Source organism: Halalkalibacterium halodurans (assembly GCF_004376175.1).
Lineage (GTDB): Bacteria > Bacillota > Bacilli > Bacillales > Bacillaceae_D > Halalkalibacterium > Halalkalibacterium halodurans.
The window spans coordinates 1-11586 of sequence record NZ_SNUY01000091.1 but is presented as its reverse complement, the minus strand read 5'-3'; the positions used below and the strand labels follow the sequence as shown (position 1 = coordinate 11586).

The window sequence follows — 11586 nt, the reverse complement described above, 5'->3', positions numbered from 1 at the left end:
GTATCAATTTGTGGTGTCATCGATTGATGGATACGAAGCGTTCTACCAGTTTTCGCGCCATTACAGCATTGAATATGCTGTTCATTCGAACAGGAAAGTCCTTCTTGCTTGTATTTTGGATCAAAGACTGGGCAAGTCCAAACATAGTGTTCTTTTGCTTCATCCAACCCTTTCAATTGTAACTTATGGCCACTAATACAATGAGGAACACCATACCTATCCAGCTTGGTCATGCCACAAGATTCAAGTGCTTTATCTTGAATTTTACGTGGATTTATGGGAGCCAATAGCTTTGCTTTAAGAATGGATTTTGTGTGTTGTTGATTGTCCGCTGATTGATAAATCCCATCTGCGCTCACGTATTGCACTGTTTTTAGGAACTCTTCAGGAAGATCTTCCGTTACCTTTTCCAAAGTGGGTTCTAGTGTTTTTGCATCATGTTCGTCTCCTTTAAACACACTTCTGGACAAAGGAAGTTCAGACTCTACACCACAGACCAAGGAGATTTTATGTGCAATGTACGTGACGGTATTGCTTTTTCTCATCACGCCTACGTTATCATCCGTAGGAATCTTTGGGCAATGACATGGCTCAGAATGGCTACATTTCTTCATTTTATGGACAGTGGCTTCCGCATCTACATGGGTGGTATCTACAGCGAGTTGTTCTTCTTTTCCTACGATACCGTGAAAAAGATTGTAGCTCACCATAAGTTGCCGAGCTTTCTCCCAAAGTCCGTTTTCAATCATGATCTGATCAAAACGTTCAAATGTTTTCAAGGATGGTCGTGTATCAAAACCACAGACCATCCGGAAGTCAGAGTTCCCAATAACTTGAAGGTGTACACTGGAAACCATTACTTCCACATAGAGGAGTGGAGCCAAGAGGAAAGCTTTTAATAAAGCATAAAAGTTCACTCCTTTTCGTCCTTTGGCAGATCTCGTAGGCAATGTGCTCAAGTCCTGTGGAATATCTGGAAATAATTCTGTTGAAGATGGGGCTGCATCCGTTGAAGTTCGTTTTTTAAAATGATATTCAAACCGTGCTTGGAGAAATTCTTGTTCAATGGGAGAGAACACCTCCTCCCAAGGAAACTCCAACCCTAATTTAACATAAGGAAGGTGACGTAAAGAAGAAAATGAATCTTCTGTAAATGAAAAAGAAGGTTGAAGATAGATTACATTTGAATAAGATTTTGGTATGATAGAGGTAGTCATAATGAACTCCTTTCGTGATAGTTGCTAGATACTTCTATTCTACCAAAGGAGCACCATTATGGCTTTTCTTTTTGCCTGAATGATCAAAGTTTCCGTTTTCCATAAAAATCCTGTAAATAACTAGAATGACGATATGGTGAAATGGCTGATTATGGCCAAAAATCGCTAAAATTGAGGTTTGACAAAACATAAAGAACTTGATCACGTAAAAAGGTATGGGAACACATCTATAGTAGCAAATTGAATGGAATCAGTAATATCAAGGGTTACAGAAATTTGTCCTGTGGCTCTTGACTTTATTAAATATTATCTCTAATATGATCTTTGTACGATTATACACTTGAAAGGAGTTCATATACATGAATCCAAATTATAAAAAACTATTTGAACCATTTACATTCCGTTCTGGTGTTACATTAAAAAACCGTGTGCTAATGGCCCCAATGACGAATTTTTCATCAAATGAAGATGGCTCTGTCTCAGACGCTGAATTAGCTTATTACCAAGAACGCGCTGGCGGTGTTAGTGCTGTTGTAACAGCTTGTGTCTATGTGACAAAAGATGGAAAAGGATTCCCAGGTGAATTTGGCGCTGATGACGATTCTCTTATTCCAAGTTTAACTCGTCTAGCTAGCGCCATTAAAGAAAAAGGTGCTAAAGCCATTTTGCAAATTTTCCATGGTGGACGTATGTCTCCTCCAGATCAATTACCAGATGGTCAAACAATCAGTGCGAGTGCTGTTGCGGCTGAGCGCCCAGATGCACAAGTGCCAAGAGAAATGACTGAAGATGATATTACACGTGTGATCACTGCATTTGGTGATGCGACAAGGCGTGCGATTGAAGCTGGTTTTGATGGCGTCGAAATTCACGGTGCAAACACATATCTCATTCAGCAATTCTTCTCTCCACATTCAAACCGCAGAACAGATAAATGGGGCGGAACGCTTGAAAAACGTTTAAACTTCCCTACTGCTGTCGTTGAAGAAGTATTCAAAAACGTAAAAGCTCATACAACTGAGCCATTTATCGTTGGCTATCGCTTTTCTCCAGAAGAAGGTGAAAATCCTGGTATTACATTTGAAGATACACTTGCTCTTGTCGACAAGCTTGCGACTTATCCATTAGATTATCTTCATGTGTCTGTTCAAAACTTCTGGGGTGGTTCGATTCGCGATAAAGACGATACAACTTCACGTGTTGTTCGCATCCAAGAACACATCGGCGATCAAATTCCTGTGATTGGTGTCGGTTCATTGCATACACCTGATGATGTGGTAAAAGCAATGCAAACTGGTGTACCATTGATTGCACTTGGCCGTGAGCTAATTATCGAACCAAAATGGGTTGAAAAAGTCCAAGAAGGCAAGGAAGATACGATTGCTACAACGCTTTCTAAGCAAGATCAAGAAAAGCTTGTTGTCCCAACACCATTATGGCAAGCAATCATCAACACTCCAGGCTGGTTCCCAGTTAAAGATTAATTTTTTTCAAGTCCAATTCGTGCTTATACTGCGAATTGGACTTTTTTAAGATAGACCATAAATGTGATGATTCAGATAATAAATCAAAAAAATAAGCGCTTCTATGAATGCAGAAACGCTCAATAAGGCTACAATGACTATTTATTTAACGCAAGCTGTTCTTTCATTTCTTCTACACTCTCAACCTCAAAGCCAAGATCGACTAGCATTTTGTGATCTTCTGTTTCTTCTTGACCAATTGTTGTTAAGTAGTCACCAACGAAAATTGAATTTGCCGCATAAAGTCCAAGTGGCTGCAGGGAACCAAGATTCACTTCACGACCGCCTGAAATACGAATTTCCTTTGTTGGGTTGATGAAACGGAATAATGCTAATACTTTTAAGCAATAAAGCGGATTAAGCTCATCTACCCCTTCTAGCGGCGTCCCCTTAATCGCATGTAAAAAGTTAACTGGAATCGAATCAGCATCAAGTGCTTTTAAGCTGTTTGCGATATCAACAACATCCTGTCTTGTTTCCTTCATTCCAACAATAACACCTGAACACGGTGAAAGACCAGATTCCTTCGCGACTTCAACTGTATTAACACGGTCATCATACGTATGTGATGTTGTGATGTTATCATGGTTGCGCGCAGAAGTATTTAGATTATGGTTGTAACGATCGACCCCAGCTTCTTTTAAACGAACGGCTTGCTCAGGCTTTAAAATCCCAAGACAGGCACAGATTTTTAATCCATACGTATCTTTGATTTCTTTAACCGCATCAACGACTTGATCCACCTCTTTATTGGAAGGACCACGACCACTTGCAACAATACAATACGTTCCAACATTTAACTCAGCTGCACGTCTTGCTCCTTCAAGCAATGAGTCCTTATTCACCATTCGATATGAGTCGATTTCTGCGTTTGAAATAGAAGATTGTGAACAGTAACCACAGTTTTCAGGACAAAGACCTGATTTGGCATTCATGATCATGTTTAATTTTACTTTCTTACCATAATAGCGCTTTCTTATTTGAAAAGCGGCGTGCATTAATAAAAGAACATCATCATCTGGACAATCTAAAATGGATAATGCCTCCTCGTTCGTAAGCTCTTTCCCGTCTAATACTTGATCTGCAAGTTCCATCCATTGATTCATGTTCATACCCCCAATTTAGTAGTAAAAGCATTCATCTTTACGTGTTCTTTAACCATTTGTTTGATGTTTTCAGGTGTTAATTCTTCTAGCATTGGCGTGATTCCTAATATAGGGACCTGACACATTTCTTCAATCATGCTTGGATTCGTTTGTTCAGCAAGATCTGGTGAACCACCCATGCCATTAATGACAATTCCAGCTATTTCTAAACCCATTTGTTTAGCATATTGAACGGTTAAAAATGTATGATTAATCGTTCCTAAATTCGGTCTAGCGACAATAACAAGTGGAAGCTCGAGTGCTTTTATTAAATGACTCACAAGAAAATCAGGCCCGAGAGGAACCGAAATTCCTCCTGCACCTTCCACGATAAAAAATTCATGCTTCCCGTAAATGACATTCCAATGGCTTAATACATCTGCCAGTTGCACACTTCTCCCTTCCTGCAAACCAGCAACATACGGGGCAAGAGGTTCGGCAAACTGAAATGGTGTTATCTCTTCATGACTTAAAGATGTCTTAGACAATTCCTTTAATAATGACGTGTCGCTTTCAGGGTCTTCACGTGCCACCCCGCTTAACATCGGCTTAAACACCCCAACATCGATCCCGTTTTCTTTTAACACAGCTGCCAGCCCACTAGAAATAATCGTTTTTCCTACGCCTGTATCTGTTCCAGTGACAAACACACCATTCATTCAATCACCCTCAATTCTTTTCCAATAAATCGAAACGTCGCTAGTAAATAATCAACATTCTGTGCTGTATGGTCAGATGTCACAGTCAATCTAATCCGGCTTTCTCCAGTTGGTACTGTTGGTGGACGAATCGCTGGCGCATAGATTCCTTTATCTTGAAGACGTTTGGCAAATTCCATCGAGACATTGGCATCACCAATGATCACTGGAATAATCGGTGTTTGATCACCTTTTATGATGTAACCCATATCATCTAAACTCGATTTAATGCGCTCCACATTCGCTTGCAATGATTGACGCGCTCTATTATTTTCTTCAATAATGTCCAAAGCGGCGCACGAAGCAGCACAAATAGAAGGTGGGATCGCTGTTTGAAAGATAAAGGATCTTGCAAAGTTTAAAAGAAAATCGATTAATACCTTCGAACCTGCAACAAAGCCCCCTTCTGTGCCAACTGCTTTGCTTAATGTCCCAATCACCACATCAGGCAAAACTCCAAGATATTCACTTGTACCTCGCCCGTTTTCACCGAGAACTCCTGTCGCATGGGCATCATCGACAATAACAAAAGCATCATAACGTCTAGCAAGCTCCATTATTTCGTTTAATGGTGCAATATTGCCATCCATGCTAAAGACACCATCTGTAACGATAAAACGCCGCTGAAACGTTTGTGTTTCTTGTAATGTTGTTTCAAGGTCTTCCATATCAACATGCTGATAAATCATCGTTCTTGCTTTTGATAATCGACAGCCATCTATGATACTCGCATGATTCAGTTGATCACTTAGGATAACGTCATCTTTTTCAGGTAAGGATGACAGCACGCCTACATTGGCTAGATAGCCACTAGAGAAAAGCAGAGCCGCTTCTGTTTGCTTAAAACGAGCAATGCGATCTTCTAATCTCTCATGCCATGTCGTATTCCCAGTGGTCAGCCTCGACCCACTGCTTCCAACGCCAAATTCTTTTAAAGTAGACTCAGCAGCAGCCATTAACCTTGGATCATTGGCAAGACCTAAATAATTATTCGAAGAGAAAACCAACTTTTGTTCACCATTAACTTGCATGAATGGCTCAGCTGCTGAGTTCATCGTTCTTAAAGACCTATGTAATCCTAGATCTTTCTGATGGGTTAACCGTTGATTTAACCATTCATCTAGTTCAAACAAGCGCTGTTGCCACCTCGCTTGTGATGATCTCAATCGCCTCTTTCATCATCGCAACCATTTCTTTCAGTTCTTCATTTGAACTGACGAGTGGCGGCATAAAGACGATGACATCCCCCATTGGTCTTGTCAGCATTCCTAGTTCTCTCATTTTTAAGGAAACATGATAGCCTACCCTTTTTTCTGATGGGAATGGTTCTTTCGTTTCCTTGGACAAAACAAGCTCTATCCCACACATAAACCCAAGCTGACGAATATCACCTACATGTGGAAGCTGTTTGAATTCAGCAAGCAATGATTGTAGCTCTTTAGCTTTTTTGCCGACTTCCTTGACGATGTTTTCTACTTCAAATAGACGCAAGTTTTCAATCGCGACTGCACAGCCAAGTTGATTTCCAGTATAGGAATGCCCATGGAAAAATGTTTTCAACGTTTGATAGTCATCATAAAACGCCTCGTATATCTCCTCTGTCGTAAACGTCACAGCAATTGGTAAATAACCTCCTGTAATTCCCTTACCTGCAGCCATTAAATCTGGTTGTACATTCTCATACTCACAGGCAAACATTTTTCCCGTACGGCCAAAACCAGTTGCGACTTCATCAACTATCATTAAGACATCGTACTTTGTACAAAGCTCTCTCACGCCTGATAGGAATCCTTCAGGCATCACAATCATTCCTGCCGCTCCTTGAACCATGGACTCAATCGATAGAGCAGCAATTTCATGATGCTTTTCCATTAAAAGCTGTTCAAGAATATGTAAACATTCGTCGCGGCACTTTGCTGGGTCTTCACTTTCAGAGCGATAAACATACGGAATCGGCGCCTTAAAGCTATCAAACATCAACGCCCCGTATACGTGATGAAAAAGATCAATTGAGCCAACACTAACAGCACCAATCGTGTCCCCGTGGTAGCCATTTTTCATCGAAATAAACTTTTGTTTCTCTGGTTTGCCGATATTCTTCCAATATTGAAACGCCATTTTCAAAGCAATCTCCATCGCCTCTGCTCCGCTATCCGAATAAAACACTCTCGTTAGCTTCTCAGGGCTTATTTCAACCAGTTTCTCTGCGAGCTCTGTCGCTGGAACATTCGTCATGCCAAGCAGGGTTGAGTGAGCAATTTTATCAAGCTGCTTTTTAATCGCTTCATCTAATTCCTTTTTACGATGACCATGAACATTCAACCATACAGAAGAAAAGCCATCGTAATATTCTTTGCCGCAAATATCCTTCACTTTAATCCCTTCGCCACTTTCAATGATTAAAGGATTTTCATCATAGTCCTTCATTTGCGTAAACGGTAGCCAAAGATGCTTTTTGCTTTTTTCAATTAATTCGTGTGTCATCCGTTTCCCCCCAGTGAACAAATATTGGTTGTTTTTCTAAGTAGTGAATATATGTAGATACATCCGTTAAGCCGTCAACAAAAAAAATCCTGCAGCCATTCTCATCGCCATATTCTTTTAACTTTGTAATCCGTTGATAGCCAAGCTCCTTGCTTGCGACATAGCCAGTTATGTAATCAGGGTCATCTGACCAACATAATTCAGCAACGGTTGCTGGATGTTGACTCACCTTTGTTGCAAGAACGAGTGCCTCTTTTACACGAAGATTCGCGTTCATTTGCTGACTCTTGGCCCATGCCTCGAAGTTTGCCTGTTTCCAGTCCATTCTCGAAACACGTACGCCCTTCGCTCCTCTATTATCGATCCGTTCCCCTGTACAAATATCAAAGAGAACAGCCCCTCTATTACCCGAATATTCAGGAATTTGAGCATATGCTTTTTCAATCACTGAACTTGGAACACCAGCTTGCTCTAATAAGCCCTTAGCAACGATTTGCCCTCTTTCAACGCTTCCTACTTCATTCGTTTGCACAAGCAGTGGCTCTATTTGCTCGATCGGCTCATCGATTGCTTCAAATTGAATTTGCATAAAGTCTGGATTTCCTTTTGAATGATTAAGTGCTTTTTCTAACAACGTATGAACAGCATGTTTCATATCTTGATAGGTAGAGAGCATTTCTCCACCTGAAATATGTTTTCCCCCCTGTTCATGCGCCCCGTTTTTGGCTGCACGCATTCTCACGCTGAAAACCTTATCCTCGTGCATAGCGTCTTCCCTCCAACCTTGAAGCTTGCTTGAGCATCTTCGTTAACGGAATAACCGCAATCATCGTAAAAATCATGCCAGGTAGTGCCGCGAGAAGAAGGGGCCACACATCGACTTGAAGAGTTGTCGCCAAACCGTAACGAGCAGCCATTGTACCAAGCGGTCCTGCTGCAATCAACACAGGTGCAGAGGGTCCAAATAATGCAACAAATCCACCCGCAACCATTCTGTAAATCATTGATATTTCAACATTTAAAATCGTATGTAATCCCATGAAAAATAAAATCGAACTTGAAATCATTCCTGCTAGCATGTAGCGCCAAAATCCAAAAACAGCCACGATCGCAATCGCAATTGGTGCAGAAAGCTGAAACTCAGCACCTGGAATGAATGAAGGTATTTTCATCATGCCAGTTACCGCAATTAAACTAGCTAACAACGAAATCTTCGTCATCTCATGTACGTTCAATATTAAGTTCACCTCTTTAATGTAAACAATAAAACGAATATTAGTTAACAATTCAATAGTAAAATCGTTAACTATAATTGTCAATATAGTTAACAATAATTTATCAAAAAAACAAGCACCCCTATCATTCTTGTGATCTAACGTACAAAAAAAGTGATTCAAAAGATCCGCACGACATTAGATCAAGGAATCACTTTTTTACTGAACAGAAAAAATACTTATAATTCCTACCTGTTTACTCAAATTTATGATTGTTTTCTGTGCATCGATCCTTTATACTCTTATATAACAATAAAATTTCGTAAGGAGATCAGACTATGAATACAACTCCTAGTGCCGTTCGTTTTTACACAGATCGTTTATCTGGTGCCGTGCATTACCCTGAAAATCATGATCAAAAGCATCCTGCTATCATATTTGTTCATGGCTTTGTTGGCAGTAAAGTCGGGGATCATCGTTTGTTTGTCAAAGCAGCGAATTATTTTACAAAACTAAATTACGTTAGTTTTCGCTTTGATTTTAAAGGTTGCGGCGAAAGTGATGGAGACTATCAAGACGTCACATTAACAGAACAAATCAAAGAGCTCAAAGCTGCCATCGAATATGTATCACAATTGGACGAGGTCGACCCTGAGCAAATCATCCTTATTGGTCATAGCCTTGGCGGTGCTGTCACAGCACTTACATCAAGTCTTGAAAAGCAGATTAAACATATTGTGCTTTGGTCGCCAGTTGCTAGACCGTATCAAGAAATCTCAGCCATAACAGGAGCGAAAGCTGTCGAAACGGCTAAACAAGAAGGTGTATATGATCATAAGGGTTTCTTACTTAGCCATACATTTTTCACTGATTTAAAAGCTCATCAACCTCTTGAAGCCATTTCATCTTATTCTGGTACAGCCTTGATCATCCATGCAGAAAAAGATGAGGCCGTTCCAAAAGAAAATGCTGCTACCTATAAGAATGCCATTACTGCATCGCACAAAGACCAGCTAGTTGATGTCGCCTATGTGAACGGAGCAGATCATACATTTTCAGCTACGCATTGGGAGCAAGAGCTATTTGCATCTACAAGTGAATGGTTAAAACGCGCCTTGGCTCACATACCTGAAAAAGTGAGCTAATGACACCTAAAAAGCATCAAAGCAGACAAACCCGCTTTGATGCTTTTTTGTTTTTTAGTTTTCAGCTATCTTCATTTCTTAATGTGCTTTCACATTCAAATCAACATCAATATTGCCACGAGTTGCTTTTGAATACGGACATACTTGATGCGCTTTTTGGACAAGTTCTTCGGCTTCAGCTTGAGAAACACCCTTTACAGAAATGTTAAGGACTACGCCAATTTTATAACCATTATCCTCTGGGTCCGTCATTAAGCTTACTTCGGCATTGATTTCTGAATCAATATCCTTCTTTTCCTTTGATGCGACTAAGTTTAATGCTCCGTCAAAGCAAGCTGCATAGCCTGCTGCAAAGAGTTGCTCTGGGTTCGTTCCTTCTGTGGAAGACTCTTTCCCTGTTGGCATTACGAGCTTATGATCAAGCACTCCGTTATCAGATGTCACATGACCATTTCTTCCACCTTTTGCTTTTGCTTGTGCGGTAAATTTAACGTCTGCCATGTTCAGAACACTCCTTTTTATTCTCAAGATTAGATTTACTCTATGACTATTCACTTTTTCACTGATTTTCAAACATCTTTTTATCATCACTAGCGTTGCACAAAAAAGTGAAGACAAAGTCAAGGGTACAGAAATGGAATATTATTGATAATTATTCCATTTTATAACTTTACGAAATATTCAGTTTTATTTTTTTCTTGGTAATCAAGTCAAAAGGATAAGGGGGGTCTGTTTGAAGGTAGTCCTTATCCAATTTTTTACAAATTAGTAGATAGGGTCATAACTTAGGTCGTTTAAATGTTGGGTATCACCATCTTCAAATTGTGCTAAGGTTTCGTTGAAAATCCGGTCATGATCAAGTCGCCTTCGACCCTTTGATGATCGCTTGGGCTTTTTAAATAGCTCCTTTAGAAAAACAGAGAAGCTTCTCCACCAATATTCTTTTATAAACTCAAGCATCTCAAGGAGAGTTCCTTGATAACGCACTTTCTTCTTCATTAATAAAGTTAAACAGAAAGTAATCATGGCGATATAGACTTGGTTGTAAACGGCATTGGCGCTCTTTCCATAACATTTTTTCAGAACCATATGCTGCTTCATCCATTTGAAGAACAACTCGATTTGCCAGCGGCTTCGATAAAGATCACTGATTTCCTCTGCGCTCATCTTTGCATCATTTATGATAATCGAGATCTTGTTTCCTTGACTGTCCAGCGTTTCAATCAATCGTAGAGGGTATTTCATTTTTCCTAGCTTGACCACCGCCTCACGAAGAATATCGGAAGATGGGTCCACAGGCAGTTCTTCAATAACCTTGATGACCGTGTTATCTTTTATTCGAGTACAAAACCGAACGTTATTTTTACAGTAATCGTCAAACTTATCGAAATCGAAATATCCCCGATCAAATACGTGAAGGGCATCCTTTTCGATGACCATCAAGGCATCCAGTTGTGTGGAATCTGCCCGCCTGGCAGGGGTGATGATGATCTTATCCGGGGAAATCTCCCCTTCATGAATAACGACACGGGTATGTATTTTCACTCCCGCTTTTGTATTTCGGAAATGAGCCCATCGATACTGGCTAAGACAAAAAGAGATGGTAGTAGAATCAATGAGATGGATTTTGCCTAATAAAGCATTTCCCTTTTCCTTCCCGAATTCCCGGTGGATCTGTTGGACTAAATGATGAAGGATGGATTCAAAAATCTCTGGTGGCAAATCAGAAAGTTTACGGGATAATTGGGATTTACTGATGCTTTTTAATCCAAGTTCTTTTTGTAATTTTTTCTTATGCCGCACTTTAAAACTAATTTCCTTTAGACTTGATAACTGTTTCAATTGAGCATAAATAAAGAGTTTGATAAAGGTGAGGCTATCTAGTTTTTTAACATATTTATCCACTTGCATTTGATCAATGATTTTAGAAATGACTTTCATGTCTGTCGGTTGAATGTATTCCTTAAAAACCGTTTTTGTGTTATTCTTGTCCATAGGTTTACTCCTTATAATTAGGATATGGACAGGACTTCGTACCTTCTGTCATCTAATTATAAGGATTTTTTTATGAAGTTGAAGACTAGTATTTACCATAAATTCAATAAAATTGAATTTAATTACACCTTGACAAATCTTTTTTTATTTAATGCAACGCTAGTG

At 39.8% G+C, this 11586-nt stretch carries 11 protein-coding genes; 2 read left to right on the top strand and 9 right to left on the bottom strand.

The window, feature by feature from the left end:
• A partial coding sequence (locus E2L07_RS19125) for a transposase (protein WP_134228778.1) occupies window positions 1-1079 on the bottom strand: 1079 nt, incomplete at its 3' end.
• A 497-nt stretch (window positions 1080-1576) separates the two neighbouring features.
• Here E2L07_RS19125 and E2L07_RS19120 point away from each other — a divergent pair.
• The gene (locus E2L07_RS19120) at window positions 1577-2701 is read left to right on the top strand and encodes an NADH-dependent flavin oxidoreductase (protein WP_134230367.1); all 1125 of its coding nucleotides are present in this window, start codon (window positions 1577-1579) and stop codon (window positions 2699-2701) included.
• A 137-nt stretch (window positions 2702-2838) separates the two neighbouring features.
• Here E2L07_RS19120 and bioB read toward each other — a convergent pair whose 3' ends face one another.
• From bioB to E2L07_RS19090, 6 genes are read right to left on the bottom strand one after another with little or no spacing between them, the layout of a single operon-like run.
• Window positions 2839-3846, bottom strand: a complete 1008-nt coding sequence (gene bioB / locus E2L07_RS19115; RefSeq protein WP_134230366.1) for a biotin synthase BioB — start codon at window positions 3844-3846, stop codon at window positions 2839-2841.
• A 2-nt stretch (window positions 3847-3848) separates the two neighbouring features.
• Window positions 3849-4544, bottom strand: coding sequence for a dethiobiotin synthase (gene bioD / locus E2L07_RS19110; RefSeq protein WP_134230365.1), 696 nt, complete (start codon window positions 4542-4544; stop codon window positions 3849-3851).
• Entirely contained in the window at window positions 4541-5716 is a 1176-nt protein-coding gene (gene bioF / locus E2L07_RS19105) for an 8-amino-7-oxononanoate synthase (protein WP_243855013.1), read from the bottom strand. The genes bioD and bioF overlap by 4 nt, the downstream gene beginning before the upstream one ends.
• Window positions 5709-7067, bottom strand: a complete 1359-nt coding sequence (bioA, locus tag E2L07_RS19100) for an adenosylmethionine--8-amino-7-oxononanoate transaminase (RefSeq protein ID WP_134230364.1) — start codon at window positions 7065-7067, stop codon at window positions 5709-5711. The genes bioF and bioA overlap by 8 nt, the downstream gene beginning before the upstream one ends.
• Window positions 7048-7833, bottom strand: a complete 786-nt coding sequence (bioW, locus tag E2L07_RS19095; protein ID WP_134230363.1) for a 6-carboxyhexanoate--CoA ligase — start codon at window positions 7831-7833, stop codon at window positions 7048-7050. Before bioW ends, bioA begins: the two co-directional genes overlap by 20 nt.
• On the bottom strand, window positions 7820-8302 hold the full coding sequence (locus E2L07_RS19090; RefSeq protein WP_243855012.1) for a hypothetical protein: 483 nt from the start codon (window positions 8300-8302) through the stop codon (window positions 7820-7822). Before E2L07_RS19090 ends, bioW begins: the two co-directional genes overlap by 14 nt.
• Before the next feature lie 317 nt (window positions 8303-8619).
• On the opposite strand from E2L07_RS19090, the gene E2L07_RS19085 reads away from it, so the two are divergent.
• Complete coding sequence (locus tag E2L07_RS19085) at window positions 8620-9426, top strand: alpha/beta hydrolase (protein WP_134230362.1); 807 nt, start codon at window positions 8620-8622, stop codon at window positions 9424-9426.
• Window positions 9427-9504: 78 nt separating this feature from the next.
• Here E2L07_RS19085 and E2L07_RS19080 read toward each other — a convergent pair whose 3' ends face one another.
• The gene (locus E2L07_RS19080; RefSeq protein ID WP_134230361.1) at window positions 9505-9927 is read right to left on the bottom strand and encodes an organic hydroperoxide resistance protein; all 423 of its coding nucleotides are present in this window, start codon (window positions 9925-9927) and stop codon (window positions 9505-9507) included.
• Window positions 9928-10191: 264 nt separating this feature from the next.
• Complete coding sequence (locus E2L07_RS19075) at window positions 10192-11421, bottom strand: IS4 family transposase (protein WP_134228582.1); 1230 nt, start codon at window positions 11419-11421, stop codon at window positions 10192-10194.
• Window positions 11422-11586 lie beyond the last annotated feature (165 nt).

Excerpts from the sequence above, each read along its gene's own strand:
- E2L07_RS19120 (WP_134230367.1), top strand. The coding sequence starts at position 1,577 with ATGAATCCAAATTATAAAAAACTATTTGAACCATTTACATTCCGTTCT.
- E2L07_RS19080 (WP_134230361.1), bottom strand. The coding sequence starts at position 9,927 with ATGGCAGACGTTAAATTTACCGCACAAGCAAAAGCAAAAGGTGGAAGA.
- E2L07_RS19075 (WP_134228582.1), bottom strand. The coding sequence starts at position 11,421 with ATGGACAAGAATAACACAAAAACGGTTTTTAAGGAATACATTCAACCG.
- bioW (WP_134230363.1), bottom strand. The coding sequence starts at position 7,833 with ATGCACGAGGATAAGGTTTTCAGCGTGAGAATGCGTGCAGCCAAAAAC.
- bioB (WP_134230366.1), bottom strand. The coding sequence starts at position 3,846 with ATGAATCAATGGATGGAACTTGCAGATCAAGTATTAGACGGGAAAGAG.
- E2L07_RS19085 (WP_134230362.1), top strand. The coding sequence starts at position 8,620 with ATGAATACAACTCCTAGTGCCGTTCGTTTTTACACAGATCGTTTATCT.
- bioD (WP_134230365.1), bottom strand. The coding sequence starts at position 4,544 with ATGAATGGTGTGTTTGTCACTGGAACAGATACAGGCGTAGGAAAAACG.
- bioA (WP_134230364.1), bottom strand. The coding sequence starts at position 7,067 with ATGACACACGAATTAATTGAAAAAAGCAAAAAGCATCTTTGGCTACCG.